Source organism: Micromonospora carbonacea (assembly GCF_014205165.1).
GTDB lineage: Bacteria > Actinomycetota > Actinomycetes > Mycobacteriales > Micromonosporaceae > Micromonospora > Micromonospora carbonacea.
On record NZ_JACHMZ010000001.1, the window covers coordinates 5,939,266 to 5,956,980 of the forward strand.

Genomic DNA, 17,715 nt, shown 5'->3' on the forward strand with positions numbered 1-17,715 from the left:
CACCCTTCTCACCGCAGCGGGCCCGCTCAGCGCAGCAGCCCGCTCAGCGCAGCGGGCGACGGTTGCCGGGGGCGGCGCGTAGGGCGGCGGCGGTCTGCGCGAGAGCGCTGCCCAGCGGGGTCGGCTCGATGCCCAGCGTAGCGGTGGCCGCGGTCGAGTCCATCAGGAAGGGCCGGTCGAACTGGTACGCCGTCTCCCGCAACTCCCGCACGAACGGGTTGACCAGCCCGCCCAGCCACAGCGCCGGGTACGGCAGCCGGGTGAGCCTGGGGGCGGGGGCGTCGGCCAGGGCGGCGGCCCGCACGGCCAGCTCACGCGCGGAGACGGCGGGCGGGCTGGGCACGTGCCAGGCCCGTCCCCAGGCGCGCTCGACGGCGGCGGCCCGCACGAGGGTGCGCGCGACGTCGTCGACGTACGTCCAGGTGTGCGGGGCGTCGAAGTCGACGGGCAGCACCACCCGGCGTCCGTCGAGCACCCGGGGCAGCAGCATCATCGGCACCGACAGCGCGCCGACGCCGAGGTAGTCGGAGCCGCGCACCTCGGTCACCCGGACCCGCCCCGCCCGGTGGGCGGCGACCGCCTCGGCCCACATCCGGTTGCGGACCTGCCCCTTCGTGCCGCCCGCCGACGTCGGGGTGTCCTCGGTCATCGGCCCGTCGACCGGCCCGTACCCGTAGAGGTTGCCGACCGTGGCGAGCACGGCCCCGGCGCGCCCGGCGGCGGTGAGCAGCGCGGCGGCCAGCGGCGGCCAGTCCGTCGCCCAGCGGTGGTAGGCCGGGTTGGCGCAGTTGTAGAGGGCGACCGCGCCGTCGGCGAGCGCGGCGAGCCGGTCCGGGTCGGCGGCGTCGGCCGCGACCCGCTCGACGGCCGGGTGCTCCGGGCCGGTGCCGCGCCGGGTGACCACCCGGACCCGCTCGCCGGCGGCCGCGAGGAGGTGGGCGGTGGCGGTGCCGACGGGTCCGGCGCCGACGATCACATGCAGCGACATCACAGGTCACCTTTCGAAGCAGGGGTACGAAACAAGAGCAGCGCTCTCGATCTGGCCCACCCAGCATGACGCCTCGGAGGGATCGCCGTCAAGAGCACTGCTCTCGAAATTGATCCGCGCTCTCCGGCGTGGCAGAGTGGGGGCATGCCCGCCCCCTCGATCCGCGCCCGCGTACGCGCCGAGATGCTCGACGAGATCAAGGCCGTCGCCCGCCGCCACCTCGCCACCGACGGCGGCAACCTCAGCCTGCGCGCGGTCGCCCGGGACATGGGCATGGTCTCCTCGGCCCTCTACCGCTACTTCCCGAGCCGGGACGACCTGCTCACCGCGCTGATCGTCGAGGCGTACGACGCGCTGGGAGCCGCCGTGGAGGCGGCCGACGCGGGCGCGGACCGGCTCGACCCGCGCGGGCGCTGGCACGCCGCCTGCCGGGCGGCGCGGGGCTGGGCCCTGGCCCACCCCGCCGAGTACGCCCTGCTCTACGGCAGTCCGGTGCCCGGGTACGCCGCGCCGGACGACACGCTCGGGCCGGCGATGCGCCCGCCGGCAGTGCTGCTCGGCATCGTCCGCGACGGGCTGGCCGCCGGCCGCATCGCCGCCCCCGACCCCGGCGAGCTGCCCGAGCCGCTGCGGGCGGACCTCGCGGAGATCGCCGCCGCACTCGCCCCGGGGCTGCCCGAGGCGCTGCTCGCCCGCTGCCTGGCCGGCTGGACGCAGCTGTTCGGGCTGATCAGCTTCGAGCTGTTCGGCCGGATCGACCGCACCCTGCCGCACCGCGCCGAGTATTTCGAGCACCAGACCGGCCTGCTGGCCGACCTCATCGGCCTGCCCCGCTGACCGGGGCGCGGTCAGGGTGCGTCGGAGGAGTGGCCCGGGAAGAGGTGGGCGGACGGGTCGATGGCGACGGCGGCGTTGTTGACCGCCGTGGCGGCCTCCCCGAAGCCCGTGGCGATGAGCCGCACCTTGCCCGGGTATTCGGTGATGTCCCCGGCGGCGAAGACCCGGGGCAGGTTCGTCGCCATCGCGCTGTCCACCAGGATGTGCCGGCGGTCCAGCCGCAGCCCCCACTCGGCGATCGGGCCGAGGTCGGCGGTGAATCCGAGGGCGGCCACCACCGTGTCCACGGGCAGCGTCTCGGGCGGTGCCCCCTTCACGGTGATCTCCGCGGCGGTCACCGCGCTGTCGCCGTGCAGCCGGGTGACCTCGGCGTTGACGACGATCCGCACGGCCGACCGCTGCACCCGGGCGACGGTCGCGGCGTGCGCGCGGAACCGCTCCCGCCGGTGCACCAGGGTCACCGAGCGGGCCAGCGGCTCCAGCGCCAGCGCCCAGTCGAACGCGGAGTCGCCCCCGCCGACGATCAGCACGTCCCGGTCGGCGAGCGCGGCCGGCTCCGGCACGAAGTAGACGATCCCGGAGCCGGTGAAGCTGTCGGCGACCGGCAGCGGACGCGGGGTGAAGCTGCCCAGGCCGCCGGTGACGACCACCGCCCCGCAGCTGAGCTGCTCGCCACCGGCGAGGCCGAGCACCGGCCCGCCGTCGGTGTGCGACAGCTTCTCGGCCCGGGTGCCGAGCAGGTATCTCGGCTGGAACGGCGCGGCCTGGGCGACGAGGTTGGCCACCAGGTCCCGCCCCTTGACGGCCGGGAACCCGGCCACGTCGAGGATCAGCTTCTCCGGGTACATCGCGGTGATCTGGCCGCCGGCCTCGGGCAGGGCGTCGACCACGGCGACGGAGAGCCCCCGGAACCCGGCGTAGTACGCGGCGAAGAGCCCCGTCGGCCCCGCACCGATCACTGCGACATCGACCTCGGGCATGGCGTACCGTCGCTTTCCGCTCACGGATCAACGCGTGCTGAAGCCGACGGTAGGCGCGCGCCGGGTCCGGATCAAGCACCGTCCCACGTCGAACGCGGGCCGGGCGCGGCCGCCCGGCGGCGGGTGAGAAGGACGCCCTTCTCTGCCGCAGGCGTTGACAGGGGGCCCTTCCTTACGCCCGCAGGGGTGGGGTGTCCAGGTCGTACGGGTCGTCCTCGGCCCGGCGTCGCCGGAACAGGATCGCGGCGACCACGCCGCCGACCAGCCCAAACAGGTGGCCCTGCCAGGAGATCTGCTCGTCGGTGGGGAGGATCCCGAGCAGCTGCCAGCCGTAGAGCAGGCCGACCAGCAGCACGACGGCGAAGTTCCACCAGCTCCGCTCGACCACGCCCCGGGTGAGCAGGACGCCCAGGTAGCCGAAGATGACGCCGCTGGCCCCGACCACGACCGAGTTGGGTGAGCCGGTGAACCACACGCCCAGCCCGCTGACCAGCACGATGACCAGGGTGGACCACATGAACCGGCGGAATCCGGCGGCGAGCACGAAGGTGCCGAGCAGGATCAGCGGCACGCTGTTGCTGTAGAGGTGGTTGAAGTCGGCGTGCAGGAACGGCGAGAAGAGCACCCCGTCGAGCCCGTCGATGTGCCGCGGGATGATGCCGCCGGCCAGGTCGAGGTCGATGCCGAGACCGGCGTCGAGGGCCTCGACCAGGAAGAGCACCGGCACGACGGCGCACATGGCGACGAAGGCCCGGCCGATCGAGGCGTAGAAGGCCTCGGTGCCGAAGCGTCGCGGGTCGCCGCCCGGGGGGCCGTCGTGCAGGGTCATGCCCAAACAGCTATCAGCATTCCCGCCCGACCGCCACCCGGGCGGCGGGACCGTCGGGAAACGACGACGGCGGGGTGGGCGCCGGGGAGGCGCCCGCCCCGCCGTCGCGGTGCGCGGTCGAGCGGTGCTCAGCGGATCAGTACCAGCCCTCGCTCTGCGACTGGCTCCACGCCGAGCACGGCGAGCTGTAGCGGCCCTTGATGTAGCCGAGGCCCCACTTGATCTGGGTGGCCGGGTTGGTCTCCCAGTCGTCGCCGACCGAGGCCATCTTGCTGCCCGGCACCGCCTGCGGGATGCCGTGCGCGCCGGAGGAGGAGTTGTGCGCCTTGGGGTTCCAGCCGCTCTCCTTGGTCCAGAGCTTGTCCAGGCACGGGAACTGGTCGATGCCGAAGCCGGCGTCGATCATCAGCGCGCAGCCGATCTTCCGGTTGCCGCCGTACTCGTTGCACGAGGCGGGGATCGGGCCGTCGTACGGCTTGCTCGCCTTGGCCGCCGCCTTCTCGGCGGCCTTCTTCGCCGCGGCCTCGCGCTCGCGCTTGCGGGACGCCGCCTCGGCCTCGCGGGCCCGGTCGGCGGCCTCCTTGGCCGCCGCGGCGGCCCGCTTCTCGGCCTGGTACTCGGCGGCCCGCTTCTCGGCGGAGACGATCCGGTGCTGGGCCTGCCGCTCGCGCTGGTAGTCGAACTCGGCCTGGTCCACCTGGAGGCCGACCTGCGCGGTCAGGCCCTGTTGCTGGGTTTCCCGGTCTTCGCCCAGATAGAAGCCGCCGGCAACGCCCACGGAGAGCAGCGCGACGGCGGCGGTACGGGCGCCGAACCGGCTCCACAGCCGACTCACGAAGTGGTCCCTTCGTCGGGGGCAAGGACACGGCGCGACCCTGGCCCGAGGAGGGACCCGGCCCGCGCCGTGAGCGCCCCGACCCTGCCGGTCGCAGCCGACGCACTCGCCCGAGCCGCTCCCCGCCGTCGGGTGCCCGACGGGAGCGGATGATCTTGGCGGTGCGTGGACGCTCGATGGACACCATTGCGCACAGTGAGGCTGATGGGAAACCACCAGCCCCAATTGTGATCTGGGCCACAGGCAGAATCACGCTAAAGGGTGACTAGACAGGCATGATCTCGGTCAGAACGGGATCTCCTCCAACAGATCCGTCACCATCGCCGCGATCGGCGACCGCTCCGAGCGGTTGAGCGTGACGTGCGCGAACAGGGGGTGCCCCTTCAGGGTCTCGATCACCGCGGTCACGCCGTCGTGCCGGCCCACCCGCAGGTTGTCCCGCTGGGCGACGTCGTGGGTGAGCACCACCCGCGAGCCCTGGCCGATCCGGGAGAGCACGGTGAGCAGCACGCCCCGCTCCAACGACTGGGCCTCGTCCACGATGACGAAGGCGTCGTGGAGGCTGCGGCCCCGGATGTGGGTGAGCGGCAGGACCTCCAGGATCCCCCGGGCCATGACCTCCTCCAGCACGTTCTCGTGCACCACCGCGCCGAGGGTGTCGAAGACGGCCTGCGCCCAGGGCGACATCTTCTCCGTCTCGGAGCCGGGGAGGTAGCCGAGCTCCTGGCCGCCGACGGCGTACAGCGGGCGGAAGACGATCACCTTCTTGTGCCGGCGACGCTCCATCACCGCCTCCAGGCCCGCGCACAGCGCCAGCGCCGACTTGCCGGTGCCGGCCCGCCCGCCCAGCGAGACGATCCCGATCGACTCGTCCAGCAGCAGGTCGAGGGCGACCCGCTGCTCGGCCGAGCGGCCGTGCACGCCGAACGCCTCCCGGTCGCCCCGGACCAGCCGGACCGTCTTGTCGGGCAGCACCCGGCCGAGGGCGGAGCCGCGCCCGGAGTGCAGCACCAGACCGGTGTGGCAGGGCAGCCCCGCCGCGCCGTCCAGGTCGAGGGTCTCGCCGGCGTAGAGCGCGGAGATCTCCTCGTCGCCCAGCGCCAGCTCGGACATCCCCGTCCAGGTCGGGTCGCTGGCCTGGCCGTGCCGGTACTCGTCGGCGCGCAGCCCGACCGAGGCCGCCTTGACCCGCAGCGGCATGTCCTTGCTCACCAGGGTCACGTCGCGCCCCTCGGCGGCCAGGTTGAGCGCCACCGAGAGGATCCGGGCGTCGTTGGACTCGTTGCGGAAGCCGGGAGGCAGCACGCCGTCGTCGGTGTGGTTGAGCTCCACCCGCAGGCTGCCGCCGGCGTCGTTGGCGGGCACCGGCCGGTCCAGCCGGCCGTGGCGCACGCGCAGCTCGTCCAGCATGCGCAGGGACTGCCGGGCGAACCAGCCGAGCTCGGGGTGGTGCCGCTTGCCCTCCAGCTCGGAGATCACCACGAGGGGCAGGACCACCTCGTGCTCGGCGAACCGGTGGAAGGCCGCCGGGTCCGAGAGCAGGACCGACGTGTCCAGGACGAACGCCTGGCCGGCTGGTCGGGGCTCCTCGGGCTCGACCGGGGTCGCCGCGCGGCGGCTCCGGGTGGCACGGCGGGTCGTGGCAGTCGCGGCCGGGGTCTGGTCGGCACCGGCGGGGGTACGGCGAGTCGTCACAGGCCTGCTCCGGCGGATGGGCACCCGGCCACCCGCGTTCCGCCTCGTCCGGTGCCCGGGGACACGGGGTCGGATGCGGGCCCCGTGCGCGAGGTCGCAGATCCGGGCTGGCCGGCTGGCCCGGGGGAGATCCCGCGCCATGACTAGACGCTAGCCCCGCCACGGCGTCCCGGCTAGAGGTTGACCCGTGGATCTCGGGAGTCGGACCGGTGAACGGGCACGGCGGACCGGCCGGGATGCATGCCCCCTGCGCGCATCCCGGCCGGTGGCACCACCGTCACCGGTCTGAGGTGGCCCCCGACGGTGCGCGTCCGCCGCGGACGGCGCACCGGGTCCGTCGGCCGGCTCAGTTCTGCCAGCGGACCAGGACGGCCGGTTGCCGCCCGCGGACCGCCGCCGGGGCCCCGGTCGCCGCCCGGACGCCGGCGCTCGCCGTGGCCGCGACGACGCCGGCCGGGCTCGCCGGCGGGCCGGGGACGGGCGCGGCGGAGGCGGCGAAGGCGGAGCCGGTGTACGTGGTGCCCTGCCGCGCGCTCGGCCCGGAGCGGACGGCCGGCGGTGGGCCGGCGAGGGCCGAGGCGATGGCGGCCTGGGCCTCGCGGCGGCGGTTCCAGGCGCCCCGGTCGCCGTCGAAGTAGCCCTGCCGGTAGCCGAACCGGTAGCCGATGCGGTAGCTGAGCTGGCCGTGCAGCCGCCCGGCGGCGTAGCTGGCCGAGCCGAGGACGAGGACGAGGACGACCGCGACGAAGGGGCTCACCGCTCCTCCGGCCCGGTCCCGGAGGGGTCGGCGTCGGTGTGGTCGGTGCCGGCCTCAGTGGGATCGGCTCCGGCGCCGGCGGGGTCGGCGACCAGGAGCCGCTCCAGGTCGTCCGTGCTGACCTCCTCGACCAGCTCGACGCTGATCCGGCAGCCGTCCAGCACGAGCTCGGCGACGGAGCAGCGCCGGATCTCGCCACCGGCGTCGTAGACCCGGACGCTGAGCTCCGGGCAGTTGAGGTGGGTCCGCCAGGCGTCCCACTCCGCCCGGTCGCCCACGTTGAGCGACAGGTAGCGGCAGCCGCGGGCGAGGTAGAGCCGCCAGGGGGCGCTCAGTCCCGCGGCCACTCCCTCCGCGACCAGGCCGAACGCCTGCTCACGGGTGGCGAGTTCGGTCACCGCGCCCCCCTGAGGACGGGGAAGGGACGCAGGCGAGCACCAGTCGTCTCGTGCACGTGACACACGGTAAACTGTCCCATGGGCGTGACAGTATCAGCTTTTCGTCCCATTACCCCGACACTGACGCACTCCTATCCTACCCAGGTGATACGCCGTGGAACCGCCCTCACGAACGGCCGCTGGCGACCGGTTACGCGTGTCTCATTCACGTGACATTGGCGTGCCCGGCGTCCCCAGTGGATCCGACTGGCCGTACCGTCACGGGGTGACCGAGAGCGCTCACGCCCGGAAGATCGCCTTCGCCGCCTTCGTCCGCCGGGCCCTCGACGACGCCCGGGCCATGCGCGCCTGGAGCGGCACCGAGGTCTCCCGCCGCACCGGGGTCTCCCGGCAGACCATCAACCGCTGGGTGCGCGGCGACTGGGCCAGCGACCCCGAGGCCGAGCGGGTGGTCGCCTTCTGCGAGGGGCTCGGGCTCAACCCGACGACCGCCTTCGCGGCGCTGGGCTGGGAGCGCGCCGCCACCCAGCGGGCGGCCACCGCGCCGCCCCCGATGGACCCGGACGTCGAGGCGCTGCTGCGCCGGCTCGTCGACCCGAACGTCTCGGACGCGGAGAAGTTCCACATCCGGGAAACCATCAGATACCTCGCGTATCGCCCAAGTCTCCCGACAGATGTCCGAAAAAGGGGTAATCGGGCGGGCTAGTTCCTCAGATGGCGAAAGAACGGCGACCCGTACCCAATCGTTTCGCTCCGGGGCCGGAACGGGCACGCTAGCGTCCTATCCGTACTGCTTGGGCTCGTCATCGGCGGGGGGCGGGACAAGGCCGAACCCAGCCCTGCGGGACAGAAGGAGGGGTCTGTCCATGACCCTGAAGTGGTTCGCAGTCGTGGTCGCGGCGGTCGCGCTGACCTCGGCCCTGACCGGCAACGTGGTGATCGGCGTCGTCGGCGGCGGGGAGCTTCCCGTGGTCGCCAACCTCCTCGCCCTCACCACCGCCGGCACCGCGGTCGTCCTGGCCGTCGTCGCCGAGCTGCACGAACGACTCAACGACCGGGTCAGCGCGCTCACCGAGTTCCTGGTGGCCCGGCTCACCGAGATCGAGACGCGCACCGGCGACCGCAACGCCGGATTCGTGGAGGGTTACCTGCTCAGCCACGGTCAGGACGCCGACGTCCTGCCGTTCGGACGCCGGGGCCGGGGGGCCGCCGAACGCTGACCTGTTCCTGGCCGTAGCGCCCCGTCTCGACCACGAATGAGTGGCCCGCGCCGGGGTACGCTGTCGCGCGTGCCGCCGTTGAATCTGGGCAACCAACAGCCGAAGACCCCGCTGGATGCCGACCAGGCCTGGCAGGCGACCGCCGGCCGGGCGTCCGACACCGTCCTCTTCTTCGACTTCGACGGCACACTCGCGCCCGTCGACGACGACCCGACCGCCGTGCAGCCCGCGCCGAAGGTGCTGGCCGCGATCGAGGCCCTCGCGCCGCTCGTGCGCCGGGTCGCCATCGTCTCCGCCCGCCCGGTGGAGTTCCTCCGCGACCACCTCGGCGGGCTGGCCGGCGTCGACCTCTACGGCCTCTACGGCCTGGAGCACAGCCACTCCGGCGGCGAGACCGTCACCGAGCCCGCGGCGCTGCCCTGGGTGCCGACCATGCAGGAGCTGGCCGACCTCGCCCGCGCGGAGCTGCCGCCGGGCGCGCTGGTGGAGTTCAAGCGGCTCTCCGTGGCGCTGCACTGGCGCACCGCGCCCCAGCTCCGCGAGGTCGTGCAGGAGTGGGGCGAGGCCCAGGCCGAGCGGCTCGGGCTGCGCGTGCAGGCCGGGCGGATGGTGCTGGAGATCAAGCCCCCGGTCGACCGCGACAAGGGCATGGTGATCGGCGAGGTGGTCCGGGACGCCGGCGGGGCCTGGTACTTCGGCGACGACGTCTCCGACATCAAGGCGTTCGCGGCACTACGCGCCCGGTCGGCGGCGGACCCGGAGTTCCTCGGGGTCTGCGTCGCGGTGGCCAACCCGGAGACCGGCCACGAGGTCGCCGAGGCCGCCGACCTGACCATCGACTCCCCCGCCGCCCTCGGCGACTTCCTCACCGAGGCCCTCCCCCGGCTCAGGTGAGCCGGGGCCGCCCGGTCGGGGCGGGCACCGGGGGGCCGGGTCAGACTCCGAAGCGGCGCTGCCGGGTGGCATACGAGCGCAGGGCGCGCAGGAAGTCGACCCGGCGGAAGTCGGGCCAGTTCAGCTCGCAGAAGTAGAACTCCGAGTGGGCCGACTGCCAGAGCATGAAGCCCGACAGGCGCTGCTCGCCGCTGGTCCGGATGATCAGATCCGGGTCGGGCAGGCCCCGGGTGTAGAGGTGCTCGGAGATGTGGTCGACGTCGAGGGTCTCGGCCAGCTCCTCGATGGTGCCGCCGGCCGCCGCGTGCTCGTGCAGCAACGAGCGGACGGCGTCGGCGATCTCGCGCCGGCCGCCGTATCCGACGGCGATGTTGACCTGCGCGCCGCCGGTGCGCTGCCGGGTGCGTTCCTCGGCGGCCTTGAGCGCCGTCGCGTGGTGCGCCGGGAGCACGTCGAGCGCGCCGACCATGCGCAGCCGCCAGGGGTTGCCCTCCTCGGCCAGCTCGGTCGACAGGTCCTCGATGATCTGCAACAGCGGGTCCAGCTCCTCCGCCGGGCGGGACAGGTTGTCCGTCGACAGCAGCCACAGCGTCACGTGGCCCACGCCGGCGGCGTCGCACCAGCGCAGCAGCTCCTTGATCCGCTCCGCGCCCATGCGGTGCCCGTCGTTCGGGTCGACGAAGCCCATCTCCCGAGCCCAGCGGCGGTTTCCGTCGCACATGACGCCCACGTGCCGGGGCACCGGCTTGCCCGCGAGCGTGGCCGTCAGCCGCCGCTCGTACACGGAGTAGAGGAGATTCCGCAGAGTCATCACCTTGCAGAGTAGCGACCCCGCGCGCGCTTCAGCCCTCCGGTGGCCGATGCCGCGCCGAGAGACCGGCACCGATCATCGCGAGGGTCCGCGCGTCCAGCCGGCCGTCGCCGAGGCCCAACTCGACGACGGTGCCGAAGACCCGCTCGTCGCGCCGGGCCGCCCGCACCGCCGCGTCGACGACCCACCGGCGGCGGGCCAGCCAGGCCGCGGCCGAGCTGTGCCGCAGGTGTACGCCGAGGCGGCGGCGCAGCGCGGCGGCGTAGCCGGCGGCGGCGTGGGCGGGGTCGCCGGCCGCCGCCGCGCCGGCCAGCGCGCCGGAGAGCAGCGCGTAGAAGATGCCCTCCCCGGTGAACGGATTGATCAGCGACAGCGCGTCCCCGGCGAGCAGCAGCCGCCCCCGGCCGGGCGGCGGGCGGTGCGTGGACAGCGGCAGGTGGTGGGCGCGCAGCCCGGTCACCGTCGCCGGATCGGTGCCGGGCAGCAACGCGGCCAGCCGGTCCACCAGGTGCGCCCGGGTCAGCGGCTCGCCGCGCAGCACCTCCCCGTACCCGACGTTCGCCCGCCCGTCGCCGATCGGGAACGACCAGGCGTACGCCGGCCAGCGCGGGCCGAAGGTGACGATGAGCTGCTCGGGCGGGCCGGGGCGGGCCGGCGCGTACCCCCGGATCGCCAGGGCCAGGTGGCGGTCCGGGTTCACCGGGTGGCCGAGCGCCCGCCGCACGACCGACGCCGCGCCGTCCGCCCCGACCACGGCCCGCGCGGCGATCTCGCCGTCGAGCACCACCCGCCCGCCGCGCGGCTCGACCCGCCGCACGGCGTGCCGGCGCAGCTCCGCGCCGGCCGCGACCGCCGCCGCCACCAGCCGGGCGTCGAACACCTCCCGGGGCACCGTGTACGCGGGCCGGGGCAGCGCCCGCGCCACCGCGTCGCCGCCGGGGCCGACCAGCCGGATCCGGGGCAGCGGGGCGTACCCGTCGACGGCCCCGGCGACGCCCAGCCGGGCGAGGACGTCCAGCGCGTGCGCGGCGACGCCGTCCCCGCACGCCTTGTCCCGGGGGAAGTCGGCCCGGTCCAGCAGCAGCACCCGGGCGCCGGCCCGGCGGGCGGCCAGCGCGGCGGCCGCGCCGGCGGGTCCCGCCCCGACCACCGCCACGTCGTACTCGTCTCCCACGGCGTCTCCCCCTGTCCCGCGCGGCTCAGCCCGGCGTCGGCGTGGCCTCCGCCCGGCCGGCGCGCCACAACCCGTACAACGCCAGGACGGCGGCGGCGAGCAACGGGGCGCCGTCGCGGACCACGCCGTCGACGCCGAGCAGCCACCAGCACAGCGGCAGGTCCACCGCGAGCACGCCGAGGGTGATCGCCACCAGCAGGCGACGGGCCCAGCGCCGGCCGCGCAGCAGGAAGGCGGTGCAGAGCAGCACGGCGTAGCTGACGGCGATCCCGGCGGCGAACCAGAACAGCACGGCGGGGACGACGGCCGGCCGGCCGTCGAACACGACGCCGACGGCCACCAGGGCCGGGACGAGCATCAGCGGGCTGTACGTGAACGCGGCGGCCCGGCTGGTGAGCAGCCAGCCGGTGACCGGGGGCCGCTTCGGGGCGACCTCCCGCCAGGCGATCGTCCCGCCCTCGACGACGAGGCCCCTACGGTGCCGGACCAGGTGGCCGGCGACGGCGTCGGAGCGGTAGAGCAGCCAGACGACGGCCACGCAGAGCCCGGTGAGCAGGGCGAAGCCGAGCAGCCCCGGCAGCGGCGGCACGCCCTGCCTCGGCACGACCAGGCGGCCGACGGCGAAGACGGTGGTGACGGCGAGGATCAGCCCGAACGGCCGGGCCAGGGCGCGGCCCCGGCGCACGTGCCCGATCAGCAGCAGGAAGCCCAGCGAGCGCAGCATCGCCCAGCCGGTGCGCACGGCCAGGCCGAAGCCCTGCTCCGGGGCGTACCACCAGTTGAGCAGCTCGACCACGACGGTGGCCGCCGCCGTGACGGCCAGCAGGGTGGTCAGGGCCCGGACGGCGGACGGCCGCCGGACCTCGGTGGTCGCGGCGGCCGTCCTCATGGCATCCGATGGTGCCCGGTGCGGGCAAGGGTCACACCTACCGGCGGGGCTGTTCCTGGTCGAGCCGGGCGCGCAGCGCGTCGAGCTCGGCCCACAGGACGCCGGGCAGCTTGTCGCCGAACTTCTCGAACCACTCGGTGACCAGCGGCAGCTCCTCGCGCCACTCGTCCGGGTCGACCTTCAGGGCGATCCGGACGTCCTCCGGGGTCATGTCGAGGCCGTCGACGTCCAGCGCGTCCTGCGCCGGCACCATGCCGATCGGGGTCTCGACGGCGTCGGCGCGGCCCTCGATCCGCTCGATGATCCACTTGAGCACCCGGGAGTTCTCGCCGAAGCCCGGCCAGAGGAAGTTGCCCTCGGCATCCTTGCGGAACCAGTTGACATAGTAGATCTTGGGCAGCTTGGCCTCGTCGCCGTCGGTGCCCTTGCCCATCTCGATCCAGTGCCGGAAGTAGTCGCCGGCGTGGTAGCCGATGAACGGCAGCATCGCCATCGGGTCGCGGCGCACCACGCCGACCGCGCCGGACGCGGCGGCGGTGGTCTCCGAGGACAGGGTCGCGCCCAGGTAGACGCCGTGCACCCAGTCCCGGGCCTCGGTGACCAGCGGAATGGTGTCCCGCCGCCGGCCGCCGAACAGGATCGCGTCGATCGGCACCCCGTTGGGGTCGTAGTAGTCGTCGGCGAGGATCGGGCACTGCGTGATCGGGGTGCAGAACCGGCTGTTCGCGTGCGAGGAGAGGCTTTCGCTCTGCGGCGTCCAGTCGTTGCCCTTCCAGTCGACCAGGTGCGCCGGCGGCTCGCCCATGCCCTCCCACCAGATGTCGCCGTCGTCGGTGAGGGCGACGTTGGTGAAGATGGAGTTGCCCCGGTCCAGCGTGCGCATCGCGTTCGCGTTGGTCTTCCAGTCGGTGCCCGGGGCGACGCCGAACAGGCCATACTCCGGGTTGACCGCGTAGAGCCGGCCGTCCGGGCCGAACCGCATCCAGGCGATGTCGTCGCCGATGGTCTCGACCTTCCAGCCGGGGACGGTCGGCTCCAGCATGGCCAGGTTGGTCTTGCCGCAGGCCGACGGGAACGCCCCGGCGACGTGGTAGACCTTCCCCTCCGGCGAGGTGATCTTGAGGATCAGCATGTGCTCGGCGAGCCAGCCCTCGTCCCGGCCCATCACGCTGGCGATCCGCAGCGAGTAGCACTTCTTGCCGAGCAGCGAGTTGCCGCCGTAGCCGGAGCCGTAGGACCAGATCTCCCGGGTCTCCGGGAAGTGCGAGATGTACTTCGTCTCGTTGCACGGCCACGCCACGTCCTGCTGGCCGGGCGCGAGCGGGGCGCCGATCGAGTGCAGGGCGTGCACGAACTCCGCGTCGTCACCCATCGCCGCCAGGACCTTCGCGCCCATCCGGGTCATGATGCGCATCGAGGCCACCACGTACGGGCTGTCGGTGATCTCGACGCCGAACATGGGGTTCTCGGCCTCGACCGGGCCCATGCAGAACGGGATGACGTACATGGTGCGGCCGCGCATGCAGCCGCGGTAGAGCTGCGTCATCGTCCGCTTCATCTCGGCCGGCGCCATCCAGTTGTTGGTGGGGCCGGCGTCCGCGGAGTCCACCGAGCAGATGAACGTGCGCTCCTCGACACGGGCGACGTCGGAGGGGTCGGTGCGGGCGTAGAACGAGTTCGGCTTCTTCTCCGGGTTGAGCCGGATCAGGGTGCCGTTGGCGACGAGTTCGTCGGTGAGGCGACGCCACTCCTCGTCGGACCCGTCCACCCAGACGACCCGGTCGGGAGTGGTCAGTTCCGCTACCTCACGAACCCAGGTGAGCAGTTTGGGGTGGGACGTCGGGGCCTGATCGATCCCCCGAACGGTGGCCGGAGCAACCATGACACATCTCCTTGTGGTCGACGCTGACCGGTCTGTGGCATGCACGAGTGGTGACGGCGCGAGGCGTCGCCTTCGTGGAAACCTGGGATTGGCCTCAGCGTAAACCGGGCGACGTCGCGAGTCAGTGGGACTGGTTGTGAAGAACTGCACAAGGTGCGGTCACGCTGCGGCATCGCGATCTGATACCCGCTTTCACGCGCAGTTTCACGCAAATTCCTCCGCGACCTTCGCCGAGGTCCGGGCCCTACGGGAACCGGCGGGCCGGGCGCGACGGGTGGTGCTGATGAGAGTTGCGGTGACAACGGCGAACCGGCGACGGAATGCGCGAAACTGTGCGCGGATGCGCATTCCCGAAACGATCCGCGAGTAACGGCCCGAGCGGTTACGCTCCGTTCGCTCCCGGCCCGCCCCGGCACGCCACCGCCGCCGCCCGGTCGCAGCTACCCGCCCGCGCAGCGGGCAACCGGTACGCTCAGCGGGTGGCCGCGACGATGACCGGTGACCAATCAGGGTCCCCGCCGACCCGACCCGGCATCGTCCGTGCCCTCATCGACCGCTTCGGTCACCTGATCCGCGAGCTGAGCAAGTTCGCCACCGTGGGCAGCGTCGCGTTCGTCGTCGACATCGCACTGTTCAACTACCTCGCCAACGCCAGGGGCATCGAGCAGGTCACCGCGAAGACGATCTCCACGGTGATCGCCGCGAGCGTGGCCTTCCTCGGCAACCGGTTCTGGACGTGGCGGCACCGCCAGCGCTCCAACCCCGCGCGCGAGTACGCGCTGTTCTTCTTCTTCAATGGGGTGGGCATGGGCATCGCGGTGGCCTGCCTCGCCATCAGCCGGTACGGCCTGGGCGCCATCTGGCCCGGGGTCTTCCAGACCCCGTTCGCCGACAACATCGCCAGCTTCGTCGTGGGCACCGGGCTCGGCACGCTGTTCCGGTTCTGGTCGTACCGACGGTTCGTCTTCGCCGAAGCGGGAACCCCGAAGGTCGCGGAAGCGGGAACCCGGACGGCCACGGAGGCGGCGACCGACCGGGATCCACCGGCGTGACCCGCCGCCCATCTCGTCCGGCCGGACCGGCCCGGCCCGCCCACTCGCCTAAGGTGTTGCGCATGCGTCTTGTCCGTCTGCTGCCTGAGCGCTGGCAGAAGTTCATCCACGAGGCGCTCAAATTCGGCGTCGTCGGCGGCATCAACACCGCCATCAATTACGCGGTGTTCAACGCGCTGGCACTTACGGTGTTCCGCGACGGCCAACTCAAGGCGACCGTCGTCGCCACCGTCGTCGCGACGATCACGTCGTATCTGATGAACAGGCACTGGACGTACCGGGACCGCCCGAAATCGGCGCTGCGGCGCGAATACGCCCTTTTCTTCCTGTTCAACGCGACCGGCCTGCTCATCGAGCTCGGTGTCCTCGCGGCGGCCAAGTACGGCCTCGGCATGACCAGCCTGCTCGCCCTCAACGTGGCGAAGACCGGCGGCGTGCTGCTGGCCACCCTGTTCCGCTTCTGGTCCTACCGGACGTTCGTCTTCCAGCCCGCCCCCGCCGAACCGGCGGCCGACACCTGGCACACCATCCCGCGCGACGAGTGGGACACGATGGCCGAGCTGGACCCGGTGGCCGAGCTGGCCGAGTCCGTCACCGAGCTGGAGGAGGCCGAGCCGAAGCCGGGCCCCGCCGGGCGACGGCCGCCGGTCCACCCCGACGAGCCCGCCACCGCGTACGGGGTCCCGACACCCGCCCAGGGCCGGCCCGCGCCGGCCGACGCGGCGCTCGGCAACGCGCTCGACGGCGACCTGGCGGCCGAACTCGCCGAGGAGCTGCACGCCGGCGCCCGCCGACGCCGGCGGTGAGTGAGGTGACCGAGGTGACCGAGATGACGACCGCGACCGCTGCTCCCGAGCCGACCGCAGCCCCGGAGCCGACCGCAGCCCCGGGACTGACAGCGGTACCCGCACCGGACACAGCGCCCGCACGGAACGCGGCTCCCGCACCGGGCCCGGCTCCCGCAGCGAGCGTGGCTCCCGCACCGGTCACGGTTGCCCCGCCGGCCGTGGCTGCCCCGCAGGCCATGACTGCCCCGCAGGCCGTGGCTGCCGCAGCGGCCACGGTTCCCGCGCCGAGCGCAGCCGCCGGGCCGGCGGGCCCAGGCGGGCCGGCGGGCACGAACGGACCAGCCAGCGCCAACGGCCCGGCAGGAACGAACGGCCCGGCAGGCGCGAACGGGCCGGCCAGCGCGAACGGCCCGGCGGGAACGAACGGGCCGGCAGGCGCGAACGGGCCGGCGGGACCGCCGGAGGTGACCGGGCCGGCCCGGTCGGGCACCGGCGCGCCGGCCGAGCTCTTCTTCGAGGACCTGACGCCTGGGCGCACCTTCGACCTCGGCGAGGTGCGCGTCGACGGCGCCGAGATGGTCGCCTTCGCCCGCCGGTTCGACCCGCAGTGGTACCACGTCGACGCCGAGCGCGCCGCCGCGAGCCACCACGGCGGGCTGATCGCCAGCGGCTTCTACACGGTCAGCCTCTTCATGCGCGCGTACGTCGACCACGTGCTCGCCCGGGCCGCAGCGGACGCCTCCCCCGGCCTGGAGGAGCTGCGCTGGCTGGCCCCGGTCCGCGCCGGCGACCGCCTGGCGGCCCGCCTGGACGTGATGGGCGCCCGCCCCTCCACCGCCCGCCCCGGGCTCGGCACCGTCAGCCTCAGCGGCACCATGTTCCGCCTCGGCCCCGACGGCCAGCCGGCCCAGGAGGTGCTGCGCACCCGCTTCCGCGGCTGGTTCACCCTCCGGCCCGGCTGACCGTCCCGCGGCCGTCACGGTCTGCCCGTCACGCGCCCAGCGCGGCCTGCCCGTCACGCGCCCAGCGCGGCCCGGCCGTCCCGCGACCGGGCCGGCCTGGCCGTCCTGTCTCCCGTGCGGCGGCGGGGTCAGGCCGACGGGTCGCGCAGCGGCTTGCCCTCGCGCATGTCCGCGAGGATCTCGCGCATCTCGCCGTCGCCGAGGGAGTGCTTGTCGTGGTGCGCCTCGACCAGCTCGTACAGCTTGGTCTGGACCTTGTCGACGTGCGGGACGTCGGTGAGCACCGACTGCCCCCGCTCGCCGGCCGACTCGATGGTCAGGGTGCCGCAGCCGAGCAGCCGCTCGACGAAACGCTGGCTCATCGCGTGGTCGTTGATCCGGGTGAGCGGGATGTCCCGCCGGTCCCGGGAGAGGACGCCCTGCTGGAGCAGCACCCGTTCGTTGGTGAACAGGTAGTGGGTGCTGCGCCAGACCAGGAACGGCCAGAGCCCGAGCCAGAGCACCAGCACCGCCGCCAGCCCCGCGAGGACGTACAGCGCGACGGTCGCGGCGTCGCCGTCCGGGAGCAGGATCCAGCCCGCCACCACCGCCGCGACGGCGAGCACCAGCACCAGGACCGGACGCACCACGGCCTTCCAGTGCGGGTGCAGGTGCAACACGACGTGCTCGTCCTCAGTGAGCACGTCTTCGGGAAACGCCACGCCGAACCTCCTCGCCAGAAACG

18 protein-coding genes and 1 pseudogene are annotated in these 17,715 nt (G+C 73.6%); 7 read left to right on the forward strand and 12 right to left on the reverse strand.

The window, feature by feature from the left end; all coding sequences use genetic code 11:
- Nucleotides 1-43: 43 nt before the first annotated feature.
- A complete protein-coding gene (locus HDA31_RS24645) occupies nucleotides 44-988 on the reverse strand; it encodes an NAD-dependent epimerase/dehydratase family protein (protein WP_178063383.1) in 945 nt (314 codons plus the stop codon).
- Nucleotides 989-1,132: 144 nt separating this feature from the next.
- Between HDA31_RS24645 and HDA31_RS24650 the strand changes: the two genes are divergently transcribed.
- Nucleotides 1,133-1,825 carry a TetR/AcrR family transcriptional regulator gene (locus tag HDA31_RS24650; protein WP_178063382.1) on the forward strand — a complete coding sequence of 231 codons (693 nt, stop codon included), beginning with the start codon at nucleotides 1,133-1,135 and terminating at the stop codon, nucleotides 1,823-1,825.
- A gap of 11 nt (nucleotides 1,826-1,836) precedes the next feature.
- Here HDA31_RS24650 and HDA31_RS24655 read toward each other — a convergent pair whose 3' ends face one another.
- The 6 genes and pseudogenes from HDA31_RS24655 to HDA31_RS24680 form a co-directional block, all read right to left on the reverse strand.
- Nucleotides 1,837-2,805, reverse strand: a complete 969-nt coding sequence (locus HDA31_RS24655; protein ID WP_178067107.1) for an NAD(P)/FAD-dependent oxidoreductase — start codon at nucleotides 2,803-2,805, stop codon at nucleotides 1,837-1,839.
- Between the two features lie 172 nt (nucleotides 2,806-2,977).
- Entirely contained in the window at nucleotides 2,978-3,634 is a 657-nt protein-coding gene (locus HDA31_RS24660; protein ID WP_178063381.1) for a rhomboid family intramembrane serine protease, read from the reverse strand.
- 136 nt (nucleotides 3,635-3,770) lie between these two features.
- Nucleotides 3,771-4,469, reverse strand: a complete 699-nt coding sequence (locus HDA31_RS24665) for an aggregation-promoting factor C-terminal-like domain-containing protein (protein WP_074476694.1) — start codon at nucleotides 4,467-4,469, stop codon at nucleotides 3,771-3,773.
- 285 nt (nucleotides 4,470-4,754) lie between these two features.
- Nucleotides 4,755-6,164 (reverse strand): RNA 5'-3' helicase PhoH2, encoded by a 1,410-nt coding sequence (gene phoH2 / locus HDA31_RS24670; RefSeq protein ID WP_178063380.1) that lies wholly within the window; start codon nucleotides 6,162-6,164, stop codon nucleotides 4,755-4,757.
- A gap of 346 nt (nucleotides 6,165-6,510) precedes the next feature.
- Nucleotides 6,511-6,921, reverse strand: coding sequence for a hypothetical protein (locus tag HDA31_RS24675; RefSeq protein ID WP_074476696.1), 411 nt, complete (start codon nucleotides 6,919-6,921; stop codon nucleotides 6,511-6,513).
- Nucleotides 6,922-7,001: 80 nt separating this feature from the next.
- Nucleotides 7,002-7,319, reverse strand: a pseudogene (locus HDA31_RS24680) (hypothetical protein); the annotation flags it as partial.
- A 265-nt stretch (nucleotides 7,320-7,584) separates the two neighbouring features.
- On the opposite strand from HDA31_RS24680, the gene HDA31_RS24685 reads away from it, so the two are divergent.
- The 3 genes from HDA31_RS24685 to otsB all read left to right on the forward strand — a co-directional run bounded on the left by HDA31_RS24685 (nucleotide 7,585) and on the right by otsB (nucleotide 9,433).
- Nucleotides 7,585-8,025, forward strand: coding sequence for an XRE family transcriptional regulator (locus HDA31_RS24685; RefSeq protein WP_178063379.1), 441 nt, complete (start codon nucleotides 7,585-7,587; stop codon nucleotides 8,023-8,025).
- Nucleotides 8,026-8,185: 160 nt separating this feature from the next.
- Nucleotides 8,186-8,539 (forward strand): hypothetical protein, encoded by a 354-nt coding sequence (locus tag HDA31_RS24690; protein ID WP_178063378.1) that lies wholly within the window; start codon nucleotides 8,186-8,188, stop codon nucleotides 8,537-8,539.
- A 69-nt stretch (nucleotides 8,540-8,608) separates the two neighbouring features.
- Nucleotides 8,609-9,433, forward strand: coding sequence for a trehalose-phosphatase (gene otsB / locus HDA31_RS24695; protein WP_178063377.1), 825 nt, complete (start codon nucleotides 8,609-8,611; stop codon nucleotides 9,431-9,433).
- A gap of 40 nt (nucleotides 9,434-9,473) precedes the next feature.
- Here otsB and HDA31_RS24700 read toward each other — a convergent pair whose 3' ends face one another.
- From HDA31_RS24700 to HDA31_RS24715, 4 genes are read right to left on the reverse strand one after another with little or no spacing between them, the layout of a single operon-like run.
- The gene (locus HDA31_RS24700) at nucleotides 9,474-10,244 is read right to left on the reverse strand and encodes an isoprenyl transferase (RefSeq protein ID WP_074476700.1); all 771 of its coding nucleotides are present in this window, start codon (nucleotides 10,242-10,244) and stop codon (nucleotides 9,474-9,476) included.
- Between the two features lie 31 nt (nucleotides 10,245-10,275).
- The gene (locus HDA31_RS24705) at nucleotides 10,276-11,418 is read right to left on the reverse strand and encodes a geranylgeranyl reductase family protein (RefSeq protein WP_178063376.1); all 1,143 of its coding nucleotides are present in this window, start codon (nucleotides 11,416-11,418) and stop codon (nucleotides 10,276-10,278) included.
- Nucleotides 11,419-11,443: 25 nt separating this feature from the next.
- Nucleotides 11,444-12,307, reverse strand: coding sequence for a hypothetical protein (locus tag HDA31_RS24710; protein ID WP_178063375.1), 864 nt, complete (start codon nucleotides 12,305-12,307; stop codon nucleotides 11,444-11,446).
- A 37-nt stretch (nucleotides 12,308-12,344) separates the two neighbouring features.
- A complete protein-coding gene (locus HDA31_RS24715; RefSeq protein WP_178063374.1) occupies nucleotides 12,345-14,189 on the reverse strand; it encodes a phosphoenolpyruvate carboxykinase (GTP) in 1,845 nt (614 codons plus the stop codon).
- A gap of 491 nt (nucleotides 14,190-14,680) precedes the next feature.
- Here HDA31_RS24715 and HDA31_RS24720 point away from each other — a divergent pair, with 491 nt between their 5' ends.
- The 3 genes from HDA31_RS24720 to HDA31_RS24730 all read left to right on the forward strand — a co-directional run bounded on the left by HDA31_RS24720 (nucleotide 14,681) and on the right by HDA31_RS24730 (nucleotide 16,991).
- Nucleotides 14,681-15,241: a GtrA family protein gene (locus HDA31_RS24720; protein WP_178067106.1), complete on the forward strand. Its 561-nt coding sequence runs from the start codon at nucleotides 14,681-14,683 to the stop codon at nucleotides 15,239-15,241.
- Nucleotides 15,242-15,303: 62 nt separating this feature from the next.
- Nucleotides 15,304-16,047: a GtrA family protein gene (locus HDA31_RS24725; protein WP_178063373.1), complete on the forward strand. Its 744-nt coding sequence runs from the start codon at nucleotides 15,304-15,306 to the stop codon at nucleotides 16,045-16,047.
- A gap of 446 nt (nucleotides 16,048-16,493) precedes the next feature.
- Nucleotides 16,494-16,991, forward strand: coding sequence for a MaoC/PaaZ C-terminal domain-containing protein (locus HDA31_RS24730; protein ID WP_063838593.1), 498 nt, complete (start codon nucleotides 16,494-16,496; stop codon nucleotides 16,989-16,991).
- Between the two features lie 128 nt (nucleotides 16,992-17,119).
- Here the strand turns inward: HDA31_RS24730 and HDA31_RS24735 are convergent, their stop codons facing one another.
- Nucleotides 17,120-17,692 (reverse strand): PH domain-containing protein, encoded by a 573-nt coding sequence (locus HDA31_RS24735; RefSeq protein WP_178063371.1) that lies wholly within the window; start codon nucleotides 17,690-17,692, stop codon nucleotides 17,120-17,122.
- Nucleotides 17,693-17,715: the final 23 nt, after the last annotated feature.